This window comes from Flavobacterium davisii (genome assembly GCF_019565505.1).
GTDB classification, from domain to species: domain Bacteria; phylum Bacteroidota; class Bacteroidia; order Flavobacteriales; family Flavobacteriaceae; genus Flavobacterium; species Flavobacterium davisii.
This window is the reverse complement of record NZ_CP067378.1, coordinates 437,021-461,077: the sequence shown is the minus strand read 5'-3', so window position 1 is coordinate 461,077 and position 24,057 is coordinate 437,021. Positions and strand designations below refer to the sequence as shown.

The window sequence follows — 24,057 nt, the reverse complement described above, 5'->3', positions numbered from 1 at the left end:
TTTATTTCTTATTTTCTATCAAATCTAAAATTTCTCTAAGTTCTGCGGCAGAAATTTTTTCTTCTTCTGCAAAAAAGAAACTAAATTCTTGTATGAATTATTAAAATAATTTTCAATAGCATTATTGAAAAATTTTTTCTATACTCTTCCAAAGTGATGATGGGAAAGTATTGATGAGTATTACCAAAAATAGTATGACTTACGTAATGTTTATCTTCTAAATTTCTGATAATTGTAGAGAGAGTATTATAATGGGGAGTATCATTTTTTATTTCAGCCATGACCTCTTTTACAAAAGCTTTTTTTAGCTTCCATAAAATTTGCATGATTTCTTCTTCTTTGTTTGTTAACTTTTGCATTATTGTGATAGTTTCGAATCATTTTTTAGAGTTGAACAAAACTAAAACGATGTTTTTAGTTAAACAACTATTTTTGTAGTTGTTTAACTAAGATTTAAGTTATTTTTAAGAAAAGACTAAATTGATTTATCTTCTTTTTGAGTAAGGTTGTATGTAAGTATACCTAATACGGTAGCAATAATCCCTAAAAAAGCCATTATTAACCAATTCGTTCTATAGCCAAAATAATCAACTATAGACAAACCTATCTTTGCACTTAGTATATGAGCAGCACTAAAACTCATACTAAAAATAGCCATATATCTACCTTCGTGTCCTTTAGCTGCTCGACTCATAGCAAAGGTGTTTGAGAACGGAAAAGTAAACATTTCGCCTAAAGACATTAAAATCATCATGATTATTAGAGTTATACTGTAAGAAGAAAATAAAAGTATAAACATACTAAAAGACATCATCATGGCACCTATTGTAATAACCTTTATTTTGTTAATTTGTTTTCTTTCAATATAACTTACAATGGGCATTTCCAAAAAAAAGATGAGTAAACCATTAAGCATAAGTAACAAACCTGATTGAAATTCAGTCAAATTAAATTGAATTTTATGATAAAGGGGAAGAGTAGTAAAAAGTTGAAAAAATAAAATGCCTACAAGCATACAGCAAAATAAGAAAATCCAAAAAATAAAATCATTAAATACAGAAGTATTGTTATTTGATAAATTGTTTTCCTTTTTAGGTTCTAACTGTTTCCTTTTTACCGTTATAAAATATCTAAAAATGCTAATAGCCAGTATACAGGTTGCGCCATCAACCCAAAAAAGACCTTTGTAGCCTATTTTCATGATTATTAATCCAGCCATAGCAGGACCTAATGCAAAACCTAGATTAATAGCTAAGCGAATTAATGTTAAAGCTCTTGTTCTATTTTCTTTAGTAGCAAAAGTATTTAAAGATACGAACATAGCAGGTCTATACATATCAGCTACAACCATGATAATAAAGATACCTATACATAAGCCGATGAATGAATTGATGAATTGTAAAATAAAAAAACAAATTCCGCTTGTTAGTAGACTGAAAATCATTATTTTATAAAACCCTATTTTGTCAGTAAGTTTTCCTCCCAACCATGACCCTACCATAGAACCGATACCAAAACTAACTAATATCCAACTGACTTCCTTGTAGCTAAAATGAAGGTCTTCTTTTAGGTACTTTGATAGGAAAGGAAGAACCATTGTTCCTGCACGATTGATAAAGGTTATTAAGGTTAAAATCCAAATTTCCCTTGAAAAGCCCTTAAAATTATTAATATAACGAATAATTCCAGTTTTAAGCATAATAGTAAAGTATGTTCTCAAAAATACTAAATGAAATATAAAAAATAAGTAATTATAGATATTTGTTTAATCCGGATTCCGAATTAGACTTCATGTTCGAGATGAAAAGACAAAAAATGAACATTTTTTGTAAATAGGGAGGAAAAGCCGTAATCTAGTCGTAGTTTGTCACTTCAACCTTAGAGAGAAGTCACATTATTTATGTTATTTCTATCCTATTTATAAATAACAAGATTATGAACCTTTAAAATAACCTTAATATAATAAAAAAGTACGCTTTTTAGATTGAAAGTCCTTGTTTATTTGTAATAAATTTCTAACGCATAATATAGGTTTAATTTTAATAAATGAAAAATGTATTTATTGATAATCTAAATTATTTGGTAAAAAAGATAGTTTATGTAAAAATATATTAATTTTAAATTTGTTTAAATAAAGCATTTTTAGATAATTTAAAAACTCTTAAAAAATAGGTTTCATAGGAATTGTATAATTTGAATTTCTTTATTATAATAAAATAGCTAGGTCTTTACTAGCTTATGAGAAAGGCTCTACTTAGAACTATTACTACTAAAGCAAAAACATGAAAGATGAAATATAATTTACATACACATTCATTTAAAGATCAAATAGGAGTATTGGAAATAGTAAATCAATACCCTCTAGAATTAGATGAAAAAATACCTTACTTTTCCATTGGGATACATCCTTGGTATATAAAAGAAGAAGAAATAGATATAGAATTAAAGATTATAGAAGAAAAATTAGTGTTACAAAATTGTTTAGCACTAGGTGAATGTGGATTGGATAAAAGGATAGAAACGAAATATGATCTTCAATTACAAGTTTTTGAAAAACAATTAGAACTTGCAAAAAAATATAAAAAACCCTTAATTTTGCACTGTGTTTCAGCTTTTCAAGAAGTAATTGGTCTAAAAAAGAAATGCAAATAGAAGAGCCCATTATCATACATGGCTTTTCTAAAAACATTCAGGTAGCTAAAAGTTTATTAGATAACGGATTTTATCTTTCTTTTGGGAAATATTTAATAAGAAATCCTGAGTTGGCATTGGTATTTAATTATATACCAGATGACTGTTTTTTTTTAGAAACAGATACAATAGAAGAAACAATAGAAGAGGTGTATGAAAAGGCTTCAATGATAAAAAAAAAGAATGTAGAATCATTAATTGAAGCCAATTTTATAAAAGTATTTCAACTTTAACTAATAGATAAAAATAAGAATTGAATGGCAGTTTGGCAGGAAAGAGCAGCGTTATTATTTAAAACAGAAGGCTTAGAAAAATTAAAAAATTCCAACGTTTTAATTGTAGGAATGGGAGGAGTAGGTTCATTTGCAGCAGAGTTTGTAGCGCGCGCTGGAGTAGGTAAAATGACAATAGTAGACGGAGATGTGGTAGATATTACAAATATTAATAGACAATTACCCGCTTTACATTCTACAGTAGGGCTACCTAAGGTACAGTTAATGGCAGCACGTATTAAGGATATAAACCCAGAAATAAATCTTACCGTTATAGAAGAGTTTCTTTCGCCAGAAAGAGCTTATGAACTTGTTACGGAAGATTTTGATTATGTTATGGATTGTATAGATAGTATTACGCCAAAACTCAATCTTATTATTGCAGCTAAAAAGAAAAAAGTAAAGATAATTAGTAATATGGGAGCAGGAGGTAAATTTGAAGCTAGTAAAGTATGTGTAAAAGATATTAGCAAAACAGATTACTGCCCATTGGCAAAACAAGTTCGTAAAAGATTAAAAGCAGAAGGGATTTCAGGAGGAGTAAAAGTAGTTTATTCACATGAAAGACCTGATTATTCAAGCGTAAAAATGACTGACGGATCTAATTTTAAAAAATCTTTTTATGGAACTAATAGTTGGATGCCCGCTTTATTTGGTTTACACGCGGCCGAAAAAGTCATTAGAGATTTGTTAAAAAAATAAAAATCCGCTTTATTTTTGCGGACTTTTAAGGTTATCAATGTGAGTATTTGTGGTGTCTTTTTTTACAGTACTCACTTTGGTAGCAACTTTTATAGGCCTAACAGGAAAATAAATTTCAGTTATCCATGAGGAGGCCGATTGAAATGTGGTACTATTTTTTATTAAAACTTCTATTTCTCGATATTTATCGCTTTTTTCTAATCTATTTTCTTCCATAAAAGCATAAATTTTAGGAAAAGCTTTTATCAGGTGAGTATAATTTCCTTTTACAGTAGCCTTTATAGTGCTTGAAGGATTAATCTGACCGCTTAAAATATCACTATCACTACTGGTGTATATTTTTTTCTTTATGGGTAAAGCAATTGAATATTTGAATTGATTTTTTATACTATCTTTTGAGTGATACACAATAAAAGGATACCCATTTGTAATTGTGTTCGTATTTTTTAGTATTTGTTGTAATTGGGGGACAAAGCGTTTAATCATTAAAGGAATTTCTTCTTTTTAGAAACAACAGGTCGTTGTATGTAATAAAGAGTATCTCTTTTTACAAAACCATCTAATTGTATTTGAAAACTGTTGATTTCTCTCGTTAAAGTTGTATTAACAAAGTTTAAAGCAGACTCAAAACGATCTTCAAAATCATTTTTAACACTTTTGCCTATGATACTAAGAAATTTATCTTTAAATGTTAGTTCTCCCTTGGTGAACCAAATAGCCTTTGTTTTATTTTTTAAAGTATCTTTAAAATTCAATACCAACTCATTTTGAACATCATTAAGTATAACTTGTTGCGTAATGGATTCGTTGGGGATTTCTTGGGTTGAAATTATTTTAAATTTTTCACCTTTCCACGGATTGATAGAATCCCAATTGGTACCATCACTGATATATTTAAAAGCAATTTCTTTAGAAACGTCAATTAATTTTTCATGTTGTATCGTATATTTTCCATCTTTTGTGGCTACAAATATAGCGATAGTTCCCGTAAGCAATAGTGCTAGTAAAAATAAGTATTTAGCTACCTTCATGATCTTAAGTGTAAACCCATGTAAAGCTATAAAAAAATGTTAAAAACGCAAATTTATTATTGATTTTTCAGTATTGTCTTTATGAAGAATAAAATTCCGATAAAAATAAAAAAAGAGATAAGTATCCAAAAACTACCTCTATAATGTATTTTGTGTAATTTTATATCTTTTCTATAAGAAAAAATCATTAATACAACAAAACAAATAAAGAATGAAATTGCAAATAAAATTTGACCTTGGCTGAACATAGTTTTTTTTACAAAATTAAGTATTAGTATTGGGATATTTTCATTTTAGACCTTTTAATTCATTCTGTTAATAGTTATAATCATACAAATATGAAAAAACAAATCGAATCAGTCTCTTTATTTCATCAATCTTTTGGTTTAGGAATAAAGAAAGTGCCAAAGGCCGATTTAGGAAATGACCTAAATCAACTACGTTTTAATTTGATGAAGGAAGAAAATGAAGAATATTTAGAGGCAGTTCAAAATAATAATTTAGTAGAAGTAGCCGATGCTTTAGGGGATATGTTGTATATACTATGTGGTACAATTTTAGAACATGGATTACAAGAAAAAATAGAAGAAATATTTGAAGAAATTCAAAAAAGTAACATGAGTAAGTTAGGACTAGATGGGAAACCCATTTATAGAGAAGATGGTAAAGTATTGAAAGGACCTAATTATTTTAAACCTAATATAGAAAAAATTTTATTATAAGAAAAGGTCTTCTTTAAGTTATAAATAGGTTGGTATTATAAGCTTGAAGAAGACCCTATTCAGTCATTCATTAAAATGGTACATTACATAATGTTACCTTCTATAATTACTTGATCAATAAGATGACTTGTAAAACTGTAAGGTAATTGGTAGTAAGTAGGAATTTCCTTTGTTATAATTAGATTTGCTATTTTACCTTTTGTTATACTACCATGTGTATGGCTAATTCCCATGGCATAAGCTCCATTTAGAGTAGCTGCATTAATGGCTTCTTCGGGAGTCATTTTCATTTTAATACAAGCAGTAGCTACTACAAAATTCATATTTCCTGATGGAGTAGTCCCGGGGTTAAAATCAGTAGCTAGAGCCAGAGGAAGACCTGCTTCTATCATTTTTCTAGCAGGGGTGTAAGGTATGCTAATAAAGTATGAGCAGCTAGGAAGTGCTACAGGCATGGTATCGGATTTTTTTAATACTTCAATATCATGATCTGTTACAATTTCCAAATGATCAACACTAAGAGCATGATGTTTTACACAAGCTTCAATTCCATTAATTGCCGTAAATTGATTAACATGTATTTTTGCTTGTAAGCCATATTTTTGACCCGCTTCCATAATACGTTCTGTTTCTTCAACCGAAAAATAACCTGTTTCTAGAAAAGCATCAATGTAGTCTGCCAAATTTTCTTTAGCAATTAAAGGAAGCATTTCATTTATAATTAAATCGATGTAAGCACTATGGTCTTCTTTATATATAGAAGGAAAAGCATGGGCTCCTAAAAAGGTAGATTTTATTTTAATAGGATACTCGTTTGCTAATCTTTTGATTACTCTTAACATTTTAAGTTCTCCTTCAATGGTTAGACCATATCCAGATTTTATTTCAATAGCCCCTGTTCCTTGCTGTATAACTTCTTCTAATCTAATTTTAGATTGTTCAAAAATTTCTTCCTCAGAAGTTTCATTTAATTTTTTAGCAGAGTTTAGAATTCCACCCCCTTTTTGAGCAATTTCTTCGTAAGAAAGCCCCTTTATTCTATCTACAAACTCTTGTACTCTGTTTCCAGCATATACAAGATGTGTATGACTATCGCACCAAGTGGGTAAAACTACTTTTCCTTTTGCGTCTATAATTTGAGCATCTACGTTTTTAGGACAGTTATCCATAGATCCAAAATCAGTAATAAGATGATCTTCAATTAATAAATACGCATTTTCAATTTTGGGAAGTTCAGCCATTTCCTTTCCTGATACTTTTAGGACAGATTCTTCTCTTATTTGTAGTAATTCTTTTATGTTTATAATTAATTTTCTCATTTTGATTTAAAAAATATTCCTGCTAAAGTACTTTGTTTTACAGTATTCAACAACAAAAAAATATTTTTTAAAATGTATTAATAAAATATAATTATGATTTTAATAATTATTTTGTTAAATTAGTGCGTTTATTTATTTAAAATAATTCTATTTATTTTATTGTAATAAATAAGAAGCGGTTAAATTTAGATTGTTTCAAGAAAATAGAGGTTAGTTATTTAATACAAAAAGCTGTTAAATTTTTTTTGACAGCTTTTTTTTTTTTTAAACATATTTTTGTGTATACCAAAATCGAAATTCATCTTGCGAAAAATAAAATATAAAAAAGGAAAAAAATTATACCGACTCTTTTAGAGTATACTGGAGGTTATAAAAGTATTCCAACTACAATGCAGTTATTTGTTTATGATACCCATACTTTAATAGAAAGTGCCGATGGTTTTTTTGAACAAATGATAGTAGATGTAGATTTAAATAAACAAAATTGGATCAATATTCATGGACTAACAGATTTAGAGAAAATTCAAAAAATAGGGGCTTTCTTAGATGTTGATAAATTTATTTTAGGAGATATTCTCAATACAACTAAAAGAACTAAAATAGATGAATATCATAACGTCTTATTTTTTAGTATCAAGTCTATTTTACCTATAGAACATTCAGATAATATAAAAGTAGAGCAAATATCTTTTTGTTAAAAGAAGGTGTTTTAGCTTCTTTTCAAGAAAAAAAAAGCGATTTCTTTGCTCATATAAGAGAACGTATCAGAACACATTCAGGTATAGTACGTGATAAAGAAGTAGATTATTTGTTATATCTTTTATTAGATGCTATTATAGAAAATTTTTTTATTACTATAGAAGCAGAAGAAGATAAGGTAGAGGAATTAATCAATATATCTAAAACTAATTCAAAGCCTGAAATATTAGAACAAATAGAAAAACATCGAGATAATTTTAATTTTTTGAAGCGTTCTATTATTCCTTTACGTGATTCATTATATTCTATAAGAAGTACAAAAGATGATAATGTGTTTAATGTAATAAAAAAGAAAATTTTAGTTTTTTTGATCGATTACACCAAAAGTGTTTAGAATTATTAGAGCAAATAGAATATGATTTGACAACATTAGATAGTGCATCAAATTTTTATTTTGCTTCACAAAGTCATAAGATGAATGAAGTAATGAAAACTCTCACCATCGTTTCGATCTTTTTTATGCCATTAACATTTATAGTAGGAGTTTATGGGATGAATTTTGATAATATGCCAGAATTACATTGGAAATATGGTTATTTTATGGTTTTAGTTTTTATGGTAGTTTTGTTAATTGCTATGGCAATTTATTTTAAATGGAGAAAATGGTTTTAAATCTAAAAGTAAAATTAATTTTTTAAAAATAGCCCTTTTAAATAATAAAAAAACAGGAATAATTATTGGCTATAATAAATAGTATTTTTACTTTTGTAGAGTATACAAAAATTCCGGAAAATGTTTGAATTTCAACAGTATTTAGGTTTCTTACTTTTCTTAACCATTTTAACAATGGGATTTTGGTTAATGATTTTCTTGATTAATTTCGTATTCTACTGGGTAGGAGGTTATTTATGGAATGAATATAAAGAAAAGAGAGCCAATAGAGAAAGTTTAAAACAATAATTTTTATTGTTTTTAAAAGCCCCTATAAGGGGCTTTTTCATTATATTATCCTCCTAATAATCGTTGTCATTGCCTTCGTTATGTGTTTTAGGTTTAGTTTCTTTCTCCGTTTTAGATTTATTAAAACGATAAGTAAAAGATAAAGTAGCAACACGCATACGATTTTGCATCTCAGAATAAGAATTTACACTAGGCAAATTTAAGTCACGAATCATTTTACGTGAATTGAAAACATCATTTACATTAAAAGCGATAGTGGCTTTGTCTTTTAGTATGTCTTTGCTAAATCCTAAATTAAGCACTGCAATTCCTTTTTGAACTCCCTGCGCAATTTTTTGTGATGCGTTGTAAGTGAAATTAGATTGAAAATCAATTTTATAAGGTAAATTAATTCGTGAGTTTATACGTCCTGTCCAAGTGGAAGATTTGAAATTGAAATCTTGAATAATTAATTCGTTTTTTGTATTAGTGTATTGATAATCACCTTTTGTAATATTATAAAAAAAGTTAGCATTTGCATTTAACTTCCACCATTTTTTTAAGGTGTAATTAGCTGTAACTTCCAAACCATATTTATCATCTGTTGAAAGATTAAAAGGCATATTAATAATGACAGGAGTACCATCAATAAAATCGCCTCTTTCTTTACGAACAATTTGAAACGCATCGGTTGTATGATTTAAATATACAGAGGCATTTAAGGTTAATTTATCCCATTTTTTTAAATACCCAATATCAAAAGCATCACTATAAGCAGGATTAATATCTGGGTTACCTTGAAATAAATTAATATTACTAGTATAAGAAGCAAACGGATTGATAAAACGATCTCTAGGACGCGTAATACGTTTGCTATAGTTGGTTGATATACTAGCATTTCCTTTTAATTCGTAGGTTAAAAAAATACTAGGAAAAAAATTATTATAATTCTTTGAATTAAAAAGTAGCGAAGTTAACTGATTGATTTCAATATGAGAGTTTTCAAAACGTAAGCCTAAGAGATATGAAAATTTATTGATTTTAGAACCAAATTGAGTATAAAAAGCGTTTACATTCTCTATATAATTCATTTTATTAGTAAAACCTATAATATTTTCGAAATTACCAGTTGTCGGGTTTAAATTCTGTACTGAAAAATCGGCCAGTAAGTTTACGAAATTACCGCGATAACCCGCTTCAAATTGAGATTCTTTATTAAAAGGAAGGATATAATCTAATTGAAGTAAATTTCTTAATTGAGTATCATGTTTTTTACTACGTTCATTTCTAATGAATTGATTGTTATCCAAAATTGTTTGAAGAATATCCGCATCATCTTTATCCGTATTTTTTGAAAAGGCACCATCAAAAGTAATTTTATGACCTTCTTTTTTAAATTTTTTAGTAAAATTAGTCGTATATTCTACATTATCTTCTGTTGAAACTAATTGATTATCACGTTTAGATGTGTTTTGATAAATTCTATTAGAATTAAAGTTATAATATAAAACATCTTCATTGTTTCCTCCTTTATTGTTTCTGTAATTAAAAACATTTGTCCAAGATGTATTTTTATTAAGGGCAATCTCCATACCAAAATTTAAATTGATTCCCTTAGAGTATTTTTCACTTTCTCTTCTTTCTTCTAAATAGGATGCCAAAAGACCTGTTTTCTTATTAAAAGTTTCTTGATCAATTTTGGTTCTTCCGGGGTTATTTCGATCATTATAACCTATGGTAGAAAAGAAATTCATTATTTCATTTTTGTAATTTACATTAGCAGAAATGCTATTGTTTTTAGGGATTCCAGCTGCAATTATAATACTGCCGTTTATTCCTTGGTTTTTGCCTTTTTTTAGAATTATGTTGATAATTCCTCCGCCTCCTTCAGCATCATAACGAGCAGACGGAGTGGTAACCGTTTCTACTTTATCTATTGCATCTGCAGGAATCATTTTTAGAGCATCCGTTACACTTACTGCATTAGTAGGTTTGCCATCTATCAAAATTCTAACATTTTCATTACCTCTTAAAGCAACAGTTCCTTCACTACTAACAGATATAGAAGGAATGTTGTCTAAAACATCACTCACCGTTCCTCCTCTGACTAATATATCCTTACCTACAGTAAAAACCTTTTTATCCAATTTTAGATCAACTGTTGTTCTTTCAGATCGGACTACTACTTCACTCAACGTTTTAGCATCAGGCTCTAAAGAAATAATTCCAACATTTAAATTTTCATTATATAATTTGGAATTACTTATTAGAGTTTTAAATGATAAATATTCGTATTTTAAGATAAAATTACCTGATACATTTTGAAAAGTAAATTCTCCTTTTAAATCTGTAATAGCACCATTAACAGGTTTGTTAGTGGTCGGATTAATAACCGTTATTGTAGCATATTCAAGAGGTTGTTGTGTCGTTTTATCAACAAGTTTGCCTGTAATTGTAATTTTTTTAAAAATGTTTTTTCCTGTGCATTTATAGAAATGATAGAAAAAACAAAAAATAGAAAAAATATTTTTTTCATCTGAAGGGGAATTAATGAGCAAATGTAATGGGTATATTTTGCTAAAAGGATTAATAAAATGTTAATATCTATTATAAAATTTCATTGATTCGTTCAGTAGGTCTGGCAATAACAGCTTTATCTCCTTTTACAACAATGGGTCTTTCTATAAGTTTTGGATGTAGAATCATTGCTTGAATAACTTCTTCTTCATTTAATTCTTTTGATTTAAAGTTTTCAATCCAAATACTTTCTTTTTTTCTTACTAAATCAATAGCTGGTATATTTAATTTTTTTAATAAGTCCTTTAATTCCTCTGTAGTAGGTGTGTTTTCTAAATAATTAACTACTTTAAAATCTTCATTTTGATTTTCTAAAAAGCAAACACCTTCTCTTGATTTTGAACAACGTGAATTATGGTAAATTGTAATCATAATTTAATCTATTTTTTTTGTAACAAAAATAGACTAAATTGCTCTTATAGTTAAATAATAATAATATGTTTTTAGAACAAGCTTTTTTCAGGGGAAATAAATTTTGGAAATATCTCTTAGGGACATTTATAGTTTTTATAGCAGCTTTAATTGGGCAAATACCTTTTATGATGGCTGTTTTTTTAAAGTTAGAAGAAAAAGGAGATACTATTTATGGTAAAAATGAGGTAGCTCTTTTACAAGTGTTAGATACTAATTTTGGACTTTTTCTTATGTTGTTGAGTTTTGTTTTTGCTTTTTTAGGCTTTATTTTTGTTGTTAAAATTGTGCACAAACAATCTCTCATAAAAATTATTACAAGTAGAAAAAATATAGATTGGAATCGTGTGTTTTTTTCATTTGCTATTTGGGCTCTTTTTCAAGTTATAATAACGGGTTTTTCTTATTTGTTATCACCAACAGACTTCGAATGGAATTTTGAATTAAAATCATTCCTATTATTGTTTTTAATAGGCGTATTAATGATTCCTATACAAACAACTATAGAAGAATTGATGTTCAGAGGTTATTTAATGCAAGGTTTTGCATTTGTTTCTAAAAATAAGTTATTCCCTTTAGTTCTTACTTCTTTAATATTTGGATTACTACACATGAGTAATCCTGAAGTGGGTCAAATAGGTAAAGTGTTGATATTGTATTATATAGGAATAGGTTTTTTTTTAGGTCTTATTACCTTGTTGGATGAAGGAATGGAACTTTCCTTAGGTTTTCATGCAGCAAATAATTTAATAACAGCTTTGTTGGTAACTTCTAATTGGACTGTCTTGCAAACAGCATCTATATTAAAAGATGTATCCAAACCTGAATTAAGCATTGCTCTTTTTTACCAATATTCGTGGTATTGCCTCTTTTATTCGTTATTTTTTTAAATAAATACAAATGGCGTAATTGGAAAGAAAAATTAACAGGGACTATTTTTATACAAGATAAATGATAACAATTCATCCTGATTTTAAATTAAATGATGTATCGTATGATACAGAAACTTTACTTCTTTGGGCAAAAAGTAAGATAGAGGAAGGAGGAGATTATGAAAAAAATGCAGCAATCTTTATTTTAGAATGGTTAGATGTTTATTCTAATGTAAATGTACAAACATCAGGAACTACAGGAAATGCAAAAAAAATGATGCTAAAAAAAAGCGCCATGGTTTATTCCGCCCAAAGTACAGGTGCTTTTTTTTAAATTAAATGCAGGATCAAAAGTATTATGTTGTTTGCCTGTGAAATATATTGCAGGAAAAATGATGCTGGTAAGGGCAATGGTATTAGGATGGGATTTAACGCTTGTAGAGCCAAGTTCGTCTCCTTTAAAGGACTCTTATATTGAATATGACTTTGTAGCTATGGTTCCTTTGCAAGTAGAAAAATCATTAGATGAATTACTCAGAGTCAAAATTGTACTAATAGGAGGAGCTAAAGTAAATCCAGTTTTGACCCAAAAGTTAATACAAAACTCTATTAATGCTTATGAATCTTATAGTATGACTGAAACAGTTACACACATTGCATTAAAAAAAATAGGAACAAAAAATTTTAAATTATTGCCTGGAGTAGTAATTGAGCAAGATAATAGAGGATGTTTAGTAATAAATGCTCCTAATATTAATGAAGAGATATTGGTTACAAATGATTTAATAGAATTAGTTTCTGATTCAGAATTTATTTGGAAGGGAAGAGTAGATAATGTTGTAAATAGCGGGGGAATAAAATTATTTCCAGAACAAATAGAAGCTAAATTGATACCTAAAATAAAAGAACATTTCTTTTTCTATGGTTTACCAGATCAAAAATTTGGAGAAAAATTAGTATTGGTCATAGAAGGAGAAGCTTATGAATTAGATTCTTCTATTTTTGAAGAATTAAGCTTGTATGAAGTGCCTAAACAAATAATTTTCATAGCTAAATTTGAAGAAACTGAGACAGGTAAAATAAAAAGAAAAGAAACAATGTTAAAAAACAAGTTAATATAAGGAAAAGACCTATAAATAAAAAAGAAAATTCTTTTACTCGAAAATCAAGATTAATTTTAGTATAATTTGCTCCGTGAAATGCGTAAGTAAATTCTTAAATCTTAATGAATATACTTTATGTTTCTGAATGTATTAGTTTCGTCTGCTCACCCGTTCTAGTTTTATTTGTTAACTAGAGCGAAGCGATTGAACGAACTTAAAGAGGTTGTCTAAAATAATAATCTTACATACTACTTGTTATACAATAAGATAAGTTGTATTATTAGTACTATATTGGATTAAAATGATAAAATGGCGATTTTTTAGAATAACCTTATTTTTTAGATGTTTTAATGAAAAATATTATCTCAAAGTAAAACTAGTTTTAGCTACTAATTCAGTTTTATCAAAAACATTTACGAAAAAAGTTCCTTCTGAAATATCTTCTACAGGAAGATCTTTTTCTACTTTTACCGTTTTGTTTTCATAGCGTACAGAGGATACAAAGCTGTATGTAAGCATTTTGTCTCCAAAGCTTTCAATTTTTTTATCGCCTAATACATTGTTTTTACTATCAATAATTTGGACATAGTATGATTTATCTCCTGATTTAGCAATTTGATTTTCTGCTATTGTAAAACTAATTTTTAAAAGATTAGCACGACTTGCTTTGTCTGTAACAATTTGTTTTCCACTGCTTTTTTGTTTAACAGCTGTTGTTTGTAGATTTACAATAGATAATTTAGACCCTTTTTCGATTGCTTTAGCAAGCATATTATTTTTTGAAATTAAGGTATCATTTATTGAACGAGATTTTTTTAATACAGTATTAGTACTATCAATTTTAGTATTAAGTGTTGCATTTTCTTTTTTTAATCCATCAATCTGTTTGATTAAATTGGCAATTTTAGATTTCAGTTTTTGAACTTCATCTTTATATTTCATAATAGCTGCCGTGTCTGTATTTTTTGTTTTTTCTAATTCAGTCATTAATTGCTGAATTTTTTCTTTTTCGGCCATTAATTCCTCTGTCATTGTGGTGTTTGATTCCATAGCGGTTTCTAAAGATTGCTTCGTTATTTCTAAATCTTTCATTAAAGCATCTTTTTCATTTGTTACTACAGATAAGGTATTTTTAGAATCTTCACTTAGCTTGTAAATATAAACTAAACTGGATGTTAACATCATTAATAAAATACCTATAACAACTTTAAAACCTACGTTGCTAGATCTTTTTGGAGCACTTCTTTGCATATTAAATTTATTTATTTAGGGTTATTATAGTATGCTAAAATAATTTTTTAATGTGATTGTAGCAAGGAGTTAACGTAATTTTACATAAAAATAGTATTTTTGACTCAATATAATTTCGTTCCCCAATGGAAAATTTAATTCGTTTTAGACAATCTGATCTTTCTAAAATTACGGTTTATCGTAATGGAGAAATAAAATTTGGAGAAAAAATTCAAATCGTTCCCAAAGATGAAGAGGTCTTTAGTTTTTTTAAAAAAAGTGATGCTAGATACGTACTTTTAGGAATTCCTGAAGATATAGGTATACGAGCTAATTTAGGAAGAAGAGGTGCTAAGACAGCTTGGGAAAGTACTCTTCAAAATGTAGCTAATATACAACATAATAAGTTTTGTAAAGGAAGTCAAATTATAATCTTAGGTCGTGTAGATGTTTCGCAAGAAATGAGTCAAGCAGAAGATTTAGATCCTAATAATCCAGATGATCGTAAACAATTATTTAAAATAGTTGAAAATATAGATAAAGAAGTTTCCCATATTATTTACCACATTATAAAGGCAGGTAAAGTACCTATTGTAATTGGTGGAGGGCATAATAATGCTTATGGAAACATAAAAGGAACTGCATTAGGATTAGGAAAATCCATCAATGCCGTAAATTTTGATGCCCATTCTGATTTCAGAATTTTGGAAGGAAGACATAGCGGTAATGGTTTTTCCTATGCTTTTGAAGAAGGCTTTTTAAAAAATTATTTTATTTTTGGATTACATGAAAGCTATACATCTAAAAATGTCTTAGATATTATAAAAAGTAAAAATGATCGGGTAAAATATAATACCTATGATGAAATTAAAATCCGTCAAGAAAAACACTATCAATCAGAATTAAAATTAGCTTATGAACATATAAAAGGAGATTCGTATGGAATTGAAATTGATCTAGATTCTGTTCCTAATATACCTTCTAGCGCTATGACTTTAAGTGGTTTTTCTGTAGAAGAAGTAAGGCAGTTTTGCTCCTTTTTTGCTAAACACAAAAATGCTAGCTATTTACATATTTGTGAAGGAGCTCCTTCTTTAGGGGAGGATAAAAACCCTCAATTAGTTGGTAAATTAATAGGTTATTTAATAACTGATTTTATAAAAGCACATTCTTCAGTCTTAAAATAGTACCTTTGTCCAAATTATATATATATGACTTTTGAACAGTTTAGTTTTCATCGAAATATTGTAGAGTCAATAAAGGAAGCGACCTATACAAATCCTACTGAAATACAAGAAAAAGCAATCCCAATTATTTTAGAAGGAGAAGATTTAGTTGGTTGTGCACAAACAGGAACAGGAAAAACGGCTGCTTTTGCTATACCTATTTTAAATTATTTAATTCCTATAGTAGGATCTATTAAAAAACGAAAATATATTCGCACCGTTGTTTTAGCTCCTACTCGTGAATTAGCGTTACAAATAGAAGAAAGCTTTAATAAATACGGAAAATATACGAATTGCACGACACTTACTATTTATGGTGGTGTACCCCAAACTACTCAAGTAGAAAAATTAAAAGAAGGAATTGATATATTAATTGCCACGCCGGGACGATTTTTAGATTTAAATAAACAAGGAGTAATTGATATCAATCATCTACATCATTTAGTGATAGACGAAGCTGATTTAATGCTTGATATGGGATTTATTAATGATGTAAGGAAAATAACAAAAATAGCGCCTCAAAACAGACAAACACTTTTGTTTTCTGCCACAATGCCTATAGAAATTAGAGAAATAGCAGAAGAATTTCTTAAAAAACCCAAGTATGTAGAAGTTAAATCAACTATTAATAACAGTCAAAACATAGTACAATCAATTTATTTTGTTGAAAAAACAGATAAAAAACAACTTTTAGTACGAGTTATCAAGCAAGAAAAGCTAGTTAATACAATAATATTTGTAAGAACTAAGCAAGGGGCTGAAAATCTTGTTGAATTTTTACAAAAGAATCAATTAAATTGTGATGCCCTTCATGGAGATAAATCACAAAATGCACGCCAAAAAGTATTAGAAAATTTTAAAAATAAAACAATTGATTTTTTAATAGCAACAGATGTTGCTTCAAGAGGAATTGACATAGATCAACTACCTGTAGTCATTAATTATGATTTGCCTAATATTCCAGAAACATATATTCACAGAATAGGTAGAACGGGTAGAGCAGGACATTCTGGTATTGCTATTTCATTTTGTGGTAAAGATGAAGAAATATATTGGAAAGATATTATTAGATTGTTAAAAAATAAAGTAACAACGGTAGATAATCATCCTTTTCCTTGGAAATCTTCCAATAATAATGGTAAGAAACGAAACCCTTCTTCTAATAATCAGATAGCTACTAGTGTAAGTAGCAACTCGTCAAAACAAAGAAGCGGAAAAAAATCGAGAAAGTCAGATAATTCTAAGAAAAATAAAAAACGTTGGTATTAAGCTCTATAAATAATCAAAATAAAAAGAAGTTTATATAAAAAGACTTTACTTGCCCTTTCATTTCATTTTTTTAGAAAGTAAAAACAGAATGAAATGAAAGGGTTAAGTAATATTTGTATTAATAAAGATAGTTTTTTCTTGTTTTAAAAGAATAATTTAAGATATTGAAATGTTTTATAAGATTATTAAAAACTATTATCACCATCTAATAATTTGCCAAATCCACCTAGCAAACTACCTTCTTCCTTACTTTGTCCTCCTATATTAGATGCTGCAATAACGCGTCCAGCTAGACGACTAAAAGGGAGAGATTGTATATATACCACACCAGGACCTCGTAAGGTTGCATAAAACATACCTTCTCCACCAAATAAAGTATTTTTTATACCTCCTATAAATTCTATATCATAATCTATATCTTTGGTAAAGCCTACAATACATCCAGTATCAATTTTTAAAATTTCTCCCGGCTGTAATTCTTTACGAGCCAAAGTGCCTCCTGAATGCACAAATGCCATACCATCTCCTTCTATCTTTTGCATGATAAAACCTTCTCCACCAAATAAACCTCTGCCTAGTTTTTGTGAAAATTCAATACCTATTGAAACTCCTTTTGCTGCACACAAAAAGAATCTTTTTGGCAAATAAATTTACCACCATATTGCATTAAATCTAGTGCAATAATTTTTCCAGGATAAGGAGAAGCAAACGAAACTTTTCTTTTTGAAAAATCTTGATTCTGATAGGCGGTCATAAATAAACTTTCACCTGTTAACACTCGTTTACCAGCACTTAAAAGTTTACCTAAAATACCAGTGCCTTGAGCGTTTGAACCATCGCCAAAAATAGTTTCCATTTTAATCCCATTTTCCATCATCATAAAGCTACCAGCTTCCGCTATGACGACCTCTTGAGGATCTAATTCTATTTCTACGTATTGCATTTCTTCACCATAAATATGGTAGTCTATTTCATGTGCCTGCATTTTCTAATTTTTATTATTTGCTTATAAGTTTTATATTACAAGAAAATGTTACAAAATAACTCAAAATTTAACCATGTATAGTTTCTTTTTACCATAATTTATAATGATACTTTCCTCGTAAGTAATCCACTCTTTCCAGCGGTTATCTACATAATCTCTTTCGCCGTATTTTCTAGCAAAATTTAAAAAAACAGTATAATGATTAGCTTCAGAAACCATTAGTTCTCGGTAAAATTTAGATAATTCTTGATCTTGAATGTTTTCAGAAAGTACTTTAAAGCGTTCGCAACTTCTGGCTTCAATCATAGCGGCAAATAGCAAACGATCAATCATAGATTGTTCACGGCTTCCATCTTTTTTTAAAAATTTGGTTAGTTGTCCTACATAATCATCTTTTCGCTCGCGTGTAAATTCATAATTACGTTCTTTAATAATATCATGAACCATTCTAAAATGATCCATTTCTTCAATAGCTATTTTAGTCATTTCAGTTACCAGATCTTCTTTTTCAGAATTATTGATGATGAGATTAATTGCGTTAGTTGCCGCTTTTTGTTCACACCAAGCATGATCTGACAAAATTTCAGCAAGGTTTCCTTCTGCTATATTAGCCCATCTAGGGTCTGTTTTTAATTTTAATCCTAACATATAAAAATGATTGAAATACAAAATTACATTTTTTACTCCTAATTTATAATTGTTATTTTGCATAAAAAAAGACTTGAATACAGTTTTATTTATAGGTTTAGTTTTTCCAGAACCCACTTCTTCTGCGGCGGGGACTAGAATTGTACAACTCATTAACTTATATAAAGAGTTAGGATATGAAGTAATTTTTGCTTCAACTGCGCAAAAAACAGAAAACTCATTTGATTTATCATCTATTGATGTTTTAGAATATGCTATTGAGTTAAATCATAATAGTTTTGATGATTTTATTTTAAATCTTGATCCTGTTATGGTTGTTTTTGATCGTTTTATATCAGAAGAACAATTTGGTTGGCGTGTTGCTACAGCTTGTCCTAAAGCAATACGTATATTAGATTCAGAAGATTTGCATTGTTTACGTTATGCTCGACATACAGCCGTAAAGAAAAATAATGTTTTTGATACAAAAGACTTATTAGAGGAACCTTTGGCTTTAAGAGAAATAGCTAGTATATATAGATGTGATTTAACATTGATTATTTCTGAATTTGAAATGGAAATTTTACAAAATATTTTTAAAATAGATAAATCGTTACTATTTTATCTACCTATATTTTATTCAAATAAAACTAAAACACTTGCTTATGAAGATCGAGTAAATTTTGTTTTTATAGGAAACTTTTTACACGAACCTAATTATGATGCTGTTGTTCAGTTAAAAACAATTTGGAAAGAAATACGTAAAGAATTACCTACTGTAAATCTTACCATATATGGAGCTTATGCTTCATCTAAGATAAATCAAATGAATAATGAAAAGGAAGGTTTTTGTATTAGAGGTAGAGCATCTTGTGTATACGAAATACTGGAGCAAAGTAAGGTACTATTAGCTCCCTTACGATTTGGCGCAGGAATAAAAGGAAAGTTATTAGAAGCTATGGTAGTTAATACTCCTTCCGTTACCACATCTATTGGTGCTGAAGGAATAAGTACTCCAAAGTATTGGAATGGTTATGTAACGAATGATATGAATGATTTTGTCAAAAAAGCAATAAATCTGTACAAAGAAAAACAAATTTGGGATAAAGCATGTAAAGAAGGAGAACGAATTATTTTTACAAAATTTAAAAAAGAATTATACGAACAATTATTCAAAGAATTAATTTTAAAAATAAAAGAAGATATAAACCATCATAGAAATCAAAATTTTATAGGAAAATTATTATTACAAAATCAATTTGCAGCCACAAAATATATGTCAAAATGGATAGAAGAAAAAAATAAAAAAAGATCGTTTAAGAGAGACGTTTTTTTGTATTTTTAATAGGAGTTTAGAATAAAAAATAAATTTATATTTTTGATTAAGGTTTTGTATTTTCAAATGATTCAGTTGTCAGGATTAAATGTTTACCAATCATCTTGGTTCTTACTTTTTTTCCTATTTGTTGCTTTTTTTGTATTTTATTATTATTTTTTTAAGAAATCTGTGGTTAATCGTGAAATGATGCGTGATTTTTCAGATTTCGATGGTTCTTATGAACAATATCGCCTGTATTTTTTATTTGTAGGGATAGGATTAGCTTTTATAGAATTTACCGTTATTTTTTTACACTTAAGAGAAAAAGAAGTTTTTCCGATTAATTTTACAGTAGCTAGTATTTTACTTTTTGTGTATGCTGCTAGTTATAAAATTTCATTTATAGAAAAGCATTTAAGAGCGTTTTTTACACTCATGTTTTTTACGTACTTTTTAATTACCTTATTACGTATTGTTGCACATCCAGAATATATATTTACTTATTTTGACTGGATTGTTTTATTCTTTTTTCATATTATCTTTTTACTACCATAAACTATTATTGGGTTTTTGTAGTGTTTAACTATTTGTTAATAATATTTTTGTTTTTTTATGAAATACTTAATGAAGTAATGTTTGTTACTTTGGGAAATAGTTGCTTAATGATTTCTCTAATCAATCAGGTACGCTATATTATAAAATATAAAACAAAAGATAATTTTTTATTTACCAATAATGCTATTAATAAAAAAGCAACGTTAGTTATAGCAATCAATAAAAATGGAACAATAGTTTATTGTTCTCAAAATGTAAAAAATATTTTAGGATATACAGTTGAAGATTTACAAGGAATGAGCTTTTTAAGTCTAATTGAAGATCCTGAGTTTACAATTGAAAATTATAAAAATAATCAGGAGTTTTATACTCGTAAGGTATTAGCAAAAGAAGGAACCTACAGATATATACAATGGAAAAATGTTAAGAACTTAAATGATATTTATTTAAGTATTGGACAAGATATTACAGGATTAATTGATTTAGATCATCAGTATAAAAATTTAATAGAAACAGCTACCGATATTATTTATGAAACAGATCGAAGAGGTAAATTTACTTTTGTTAATACATTTGCTAAATCCTTATTTAATTTAAAAAATGAAGATATAATAGGACAAAATTTAATTCTTTTTATTAGAGAAGATTATATAAGAAAAGTACTTAGATTTTATCATTCTAATTTGTTAGGAAGAAAAGAGGCGTCTTCAATAGAGTTTCCTGTTGTTATTAATGAAAATACAGAATTATGGTTGTCTCAAAAAGTTAATGTAAAAAGAAATCAAAAAGGAAAAGTTTTAGGGTTTTCAGCAATAGCAAGAGATATTACCTTGCTTAAAAATGTAGAAATACAACAAAAGAATAGACAAAAGAAAAATGAAATTTTTAATAAAACAATAAATAAATTAGCTACTTTATCTTACAAGGAAGAAGAAACTTTTAGTGATAGAATAAACCTTATACTAAAGTCTACAGCAAAGGGAGCCCTGATAGATAGAGTAAGTTATTGGACTTATGATCCTTTAAGCCTTCAGTGTTTTTCTTTATATGATTTAGAATTAGATGAATTTAAAAAAGGGTTGGTTTCTTTTAAATCAAATCGTCCTAACTATTTTGAACACTTCGAAAAAGAACAATTAGTAGTAGCAACTGATGTCTATGAATACTTTGGTACAAATGAATTGGTAGATGATTATTTCCTTAAAGGAGAAATCAAATCAATGTTAAATCTTCCTGTTTTCATAAATGGCAAATTATGTTCCTTATTAAGTTTTGAAACAACAAAACAAAAAAGAGTATGGGATAATGATGATATTAATTTTGCAAGATCAATAGCGGATATCGTTTCCTTAGCAATTGAAACATATAAGAGAAGAGAAACAGAAGAAAAATTAGAAGAAAAAACAAAAATATTAACAGCAATTGCAGTTTCTACAGAAAAATTACTTAAAAATAATAACCTAGATCCACTATTTGAAGATGTCTTTTCTATAGTAGGACAAGCGACAAATATTGATAGAATTTATTATTTTGAAAATAACGAAGCAGAACATTATTTTAGTTGTAAAAATGAATGGGTAAACAGAGAAAAAGATATACAACCTCAAATTAATAATAAAGCCTTGAAAAAAATGTTTCACCAAGAGAATTTAATTTACTATGAAACATTGTCAAAAAAAGAAGTTTTTAGAGCTAAAAGTGCTCAAATAAAAGATCCTTTTATTTACGAAAGATTATGTTCACAAGGAATATTGTCTATTTTACTATTTCCTATATTTATAAATAATGTATTTAGAGGTTTTTTAGGATTTGATGATTGTTCAAAAGAACGTGAATGGGCAGAGGAAGAAGTTAGTATATTGCAAATATTAGCCAATAACGTTTCTATTACGATAGAAAGAATAGAAAATTTAAATCTGATAGAAGAATCTCAGAAACAGTTTAAATTGTTAGCAGATAATATACCGGTGTCGTGTTTTTGTCAGAATATAATCAAAAGTTTTCTAAAATATATATTAGCGATAAAATAGAAAATCTGACAGGATATACGCGTGAAGAATTTTTAGATGGTCAAGTATATTTGATTGATTTGACACATAAAGAGGATAAAGAAAAAGTAATATCTGAAAATAAAAAAGCATTTGAATCAAATAATCCTTTTCAATTAATCTATAGAATTAAGAGAAAATCAGGTGAATATATTTGGATTGAAGAGTTTAGTGATACCGTAATTAAAGATGGTAAAGTGTCTTATATAGGAGGAATTTTAGTAGATGTAACGGAAAAAAAAATAATAGAAAAAGAAATTAAAGCCCGTGAATATGCAGAAACCTCTAATAAAGCTAAGTCTGAATTTTTGGCTAATATGAGTCATGAAATTAGAACACCTTTAAATGCTATTATTGGATTTTCTGGTTTAATGAAACAAACTCAATTAAATCATATTCAAAATGAATATTTATCAACAGTAAATGAATCAGCTAAAATTTTATTAGAGGTGGTAAATGATATTCTTGATTTTTCAAAAATTGAAATGGGAAAATTAGAGTTAGAGTTTAAAAAAACTAATCTCTATGATTTGGTCTTGCAAATTGTTAAAATAATACGTTTTGATTCTGAAAAAAAGGTATTGCTTTAGATTTTATTTTTGACGAAAGAATTCCTAAATACGTTTTAATTGACCCACTAAGAATAAAACAAGTCTTATTAAATTTATTGTCAAATGCCGTTAAATTTACAAATGAAGGAGAAGTAGTTTTAGAATTAAAGCTTAAAGAAATTGAAGGAAATAAAATAAAAATTCAATTTTTGGTTCGAGATAGCGGAATAGGGATCAAAAAAATAAGTCATCAGAGAATTTTTGAACCTTTTTCTCAAGAAGACAATTCAACAACTAGAAAATATGGAGGAACTGGCTTAGGATTGACAATATCTAATAATATTTTGACTCTAATGGGAACTAAACTTCAGTTGGAAAGTGATTATAAATTAGGAAGTACCTTCTTTTTTGAATTAGATTTAGTTTTTTGTTCTCAAGAAGAAAAATGTGTAGAAAATTTAATTCATAATTCAGATGTTGTTGTTTGTGAAAATTTTTCTGCTGAATATTTAGATAGAATCAAAGAATCGAAGTTTAAAGTATTGATAGTAGAAGATAATAAAATTAATATGATGTTGGCTAAAACTCTATTAAAAAAAATTTGGCCTAATTTAATTCTTTTTGAAGCTGAAAATGGAGTTGTTGGAGTTGAGAAATACATTCAAAACACTCCAGATTTAATACTACTAGATATTCAGATGCCTTTAATGAATGGATATGAAGTTACATTAGAAATTAGAAAAAAAGATAAGAATATTCCAATTATAGCTCTTACGGCAGGTACTATTAAAGGTGAAAAAGAAAAATGTTTAGAAGTAGGGATGAATGATTATATATCTAAACCTATAGATAAAGATTTTTTTGAAAAAACAATGTTTAAATGGTTAAATCAAATAACTAAAAAATAAAG

At 27.8% G+C, this 24,057-nt stretch carries 20 protein-coding genes and 5 pseudogenes; 15 read left to right on the top strand and 10 right to left on the bottom strand.

Annotation, left to right across the window (positions count from 1 at the left end):
• Nucleotide 1: 1 nt before the first annotated feature.
• Nucleotides 2-359: pseudogene (locus JJC05_RS02315) on the bottom strand (BlaI/MecI/CopY family transcriptional regulator).
• A 116-nt stretch (nucleotides 360-475) separates the two neighbouring features.
• A complete protein-coding gene (locus tag JJC05_RS02310; protein WP_105197108.1) occupies nucleotides 476-1,699 on the bottom strand; it encodes an MFS transporter in 1,224 nt (407 codons plus the stop codon).
• Between the two features lie 590 nt (nucleotides 1,700-2,289).
• On the opposite strand from JJC05_RS02310, the pseudogene JJC05_RS02305 reads away from it, so the two are divergent.
• Nucleotides 2,290-2,924, top strand: a pseudogene (locus tag JJC05_RS02305) (TatD family hydrolase).
• 24 nt (nucleotides 2,925-2,948) lie between these two features.
• Nucleotides 2,949-3,665: a tRNA threonylcarbamoyladenosine dehydratase gene (locus JJC05_RS02300; protein ID WP_105197107.1), complete on the top strand. Its 717-nt coding sequence runs from the start codon at nucleotides 2,949-2,951 to the stop codon at nucleotides 3,663-3,665.
• Between the two features lie 9 nt (nucleotides 3,666-3,674).
• On the opposite strand, the gene JJC05_RS16455 is transcribed toward JJC05_RS02300, so the two are convergent.
• Complete coding sequence (locus tag JJC05_RS16455; RefSeq protein WP_258929425.1) at nucleotides 3,675-4,151, bottom strand: GyrI-like domain-containing protein; 477 nt, start codon at nucleotides 4,149-4,151, stop codon at nucleotides 3,675-3,677.
• Nucleotides 4,151-4,696 (bottom strand): hypothetical protein, encoded by a 546-nt coding sequence (locus JJC05_RS16450; RefSeq protein ID WP_258929424.1) that lies wholly within the window; start codon nucleotides 4,694-4,696, stop codon nucleotides 4,151-4,153. Before JJC05_RS16450 ends, JJC05_RS16455 begins: the two co-directional genes overlap by 1 nt.
• A gap of 338 nt (nucleotides 4,697-5,034) precedes the next feature.
• On the opposite strand from JJC05_RS16450, the gene JJC05_RS02290 reads away from it, so the two are divergent.
• Entirely contained in the window at nucleotides 5,035-5,418 is a 384-nt protein-coding gene (locus JJC05_RS02290; protein ID WP_105197104.1) for a pyrophosphohydrolase domain-containing protein, read from the top strand.
• Nucleotides 5,419-5,501: 83 nt separating this feature from the next.
• On the opposite strand, the gene hutI is transcribed toward JJC05_RS02290, so the two are convergent.
• A complete protein-coding gene (hutI, locus tag JJC05_RS02285) occupies nucleotides 5,502-6,737 on the bottom strand; it encodes an imidazolonepropionase (RefSeq protein WP_105197103.1) in 1,236 nt (411 codons plus the stop codon).
• Between the two features lie 303 nt (nucleotides 6,738-7,040).
• Between hutI and corA the strand changes: the two are divergent.
• Nucleotides 7,041-8,108: pseudogene (gene corA, locus JJC05_RS02280) on the top strand (magnesium/cobalt transporter CorA).
• Between the two features lie 120 nt (nucleotides 8,109-8,228).
• Entirely contained in the window at nucleotides 8,229-8,396 is a 168-nt protein-coding gene (locus JJC05_RS02275) for a hypothetical protein (RefSeq protein WP_014165448.1), read from the top strand.
• Between the two features lie 53 nt (nucleotides 8,397-8,449).
• Here the strand turns inward: JJC05_RS02275 and JJC05_RS02270 are convergent, their stop codons facing one another.
• The gene (locus JJC05_RS02270; protein WP_258929422.1) at nucleotides 8,450-10,933 is read right to left on the bottom strand and encodes an outer membrane beta-barrel family protein; all 2,484 of its coding nucleotides are present in this window, start codon (nucleotides 10,931-10,933) and stop codon (nucleotides 8,450-8,452) included.
• A gap of 49 nt (nucleotides 10,934-10,982) precedes the next feature.
• On the bottom strand, nucleotides 10,983-11,324 hold the full coding sequence (arsC, locus tag JJC05_RS02265) for an arsenate reductase (glutaredoxin) (RefSeq protein ID WP_105197100.1): 342 nt from the start codon (nucleotides 11,322-11,324) through the stop codon (nucleotides 10,983-10,985).
• Between the two features lie 65 nt (nucleotides 11,325-11,389).
• Between arsC and JJC05_RS02260 the strand changes: the two genes are divergently transcribed.
• The 3 genes from JJC05_RS02260 to JJC05_RS02255 all read left to right on the top strand — a co-directional run bounded on the left by JJC05_RS02260 (nucleotide 11,390) and on the right by JJC05_RS02255 (nucleotide 13,356).
• Nucleotides 11,390-12,253, top strand: a complete 864-nt coding sequence (locus tag JJC05_RS02260; protein ID WP_309597391.1) for a CPBP family intramembrane glutamic endopeptidase — start codon at nucleotides 11,390-11,392, stop codon at nucleotides 12,251-12,253.
• Nucleotides 12,254-12,314: 61 nt separating this feature from the next.
• Entirely contained in the window at nucleotides 12,315-12,569 is a 255-nt protein-coding gene (locus JJC05_RS16440; RefSeq protein ID WP_258929421.1) for a hypothetical protein, read from the top strand.
• A 58-nt stretch (nucleotides 12,570-12,627) separates the two neighbouring features.
• Nucleotides 12,628-13,356 carry an acyl-CoA synthetase family protein gene (locus JJC05_RS02255; protein ID WP_258929419.1) on the top strand — a complete coding sequence of 243 codons (729 nt, stop codon included), beginning with the start codon at nucleotides 12,628-12,630 and terminating at the stop codon, nucleotides 13,354-13,356.
• 342 nt (nucleotides 13,357-13,698) lie between these two features.
• On the opposite strand, the gene JJC05_RS02250 is transcribed toward JJC05_RS02255, so the two are convergent.
• The gene (locus tag JJC05_RS02250) at nucleotides 13,699-14,589 is read right to left on the bottom strand and encodes a DUF8428 domain-containing protein (protein WP_088391874.1); all 891 of its coding nucleotides are present in this window, start codon (nucleotides 14,587-14,589) and stop codon (nucleotides 13,699-13,701) included.
• Between the two features lie 125 nt (nucleotides 14,590-14,714).
• Between JJC05_RS02250 and JJC05_RS02245 the strand changes: the two genes are divergently transcribed.
• Entirely contained in the window at nucleotides 14,715-15,755 is a 1,041-nt protein-coding gene (locus tag JJC05_RS02245) for a formimidoylglutamase (RefSeq protein WP_235878123.1), read from the top strand.
• 24 nt (nucleotides 15,756-15,779) lie between these two features.
• On the top strand, nucleotides 15,780-17,063 hold the full coding sequence (locus tag JJC05_RS02240) for a DEAD/DEAH box helicase (RefSeq protein ID WP_127823177.1): 1,284 nt from the start codon (nucleotides 15,780-15,782) through the stop codon (nucleotides 17,061-17,063).
• A gap of 185 nt (nucleotides 17,064-17,248) precedes the next feature.
• On the opposite strand, the pseudogene JJC05_RS02235 reads toward JJC05_RS02240, so the two are convergent.
• Nucleotides 17,249-18,048: pseudogene (locus JJC05_RS02235) on the bottom strand (TIGR00266 family protein).
• Between the two features lie 67 nt (nucleotides 18,049-18,115).
• Nucleotides 18,116-18,696 (bottom strand): annotated as a pseudogene (locus tag JJC05_RS02230) (MiaE family protein).
• Between the two features lie 73 nt (nucleotides 18,697-18,769).
• Between JJC05_RS02230 and JJC05_RS02225 the strand changes: the two are divergent.
• The 5 genes from JJC05_RS02225 to JJC05_RS02205 all read left to right on the top strand — a co-directional run bounded on the left by JJC05_RS02225 (nucleotide 18,770) and on the right by JJC05_RS02205 (nucleotide 24,055).
• The gene (locus JJC05_RS02225) at nucleotides 18,770-20,020 is read left to right on the top strand and encodes a glycosyltransferase (protein ID WP_258929418.1); all 1,251 of its coding nucleotides are present in this window, start codon (nucleotides 18,770-18,772) and stop codon (nucleotides 20,018-20,020) included.
• Nucleotides 20,021-20,053: 33 nt separating this feature from the next.
• Nucleotides 20,054-20,548, top strand: a complete 495-nt coding sequence (locus tag JJC05_RS02220; RefSeq protein WP_235878122.1) for a hypothetical protein — start codon at nucleotides 20,054-20,056, stop codon at nucleotides 20,546-20,548.
• Between the two features lie 77 nt (nucleotides 20,549-20,625).
• Nucleotides 20,626-22,578 carry a PAS domain S-box protein gene (locus JJC05_RS02215; RefSeq protein ID WP_235878121.1) on the top strand — a complete coding sequence of 651 codons (1,953 nt, stop codon included), beginning with the start codon at nucleotides 20,626-20,628 and terminating at the stop codon, nucleotides 22,576-22,578.
• Entirely contained in the window at nucleotides 22,527-23,186 is a 660-nt protein-coding gene (locus JJC05_RS02210) for a sensor histidine kinase (RefSeq protein WP_235878120.1), read from the top strand. The genes JJC05_RS02215 and JJC05_RS02210 overlap by 52 nt, the downstream gene beginning before the upstream one ends.
• Nucleotides 23,177-24,055 carry an ATP-binding protein gene (locus JJC05_RS02205; protein WP_309597503.1) on the top strand — a complete coding sequence of 293 codons (879 nt, stop codon included), beginning with the start codon at nucleotides 23,177-23,179 and terminating at the stop codon, nucleotides 24,053-24,055. The genes JJC05_RS02210 and JJC05_RS02205 overlap by 10 nt, the downstream gene beginning before the upstream one ends.
• Nucleotides 24,056-24,057 lie beyond the last annotated feature (2 nt).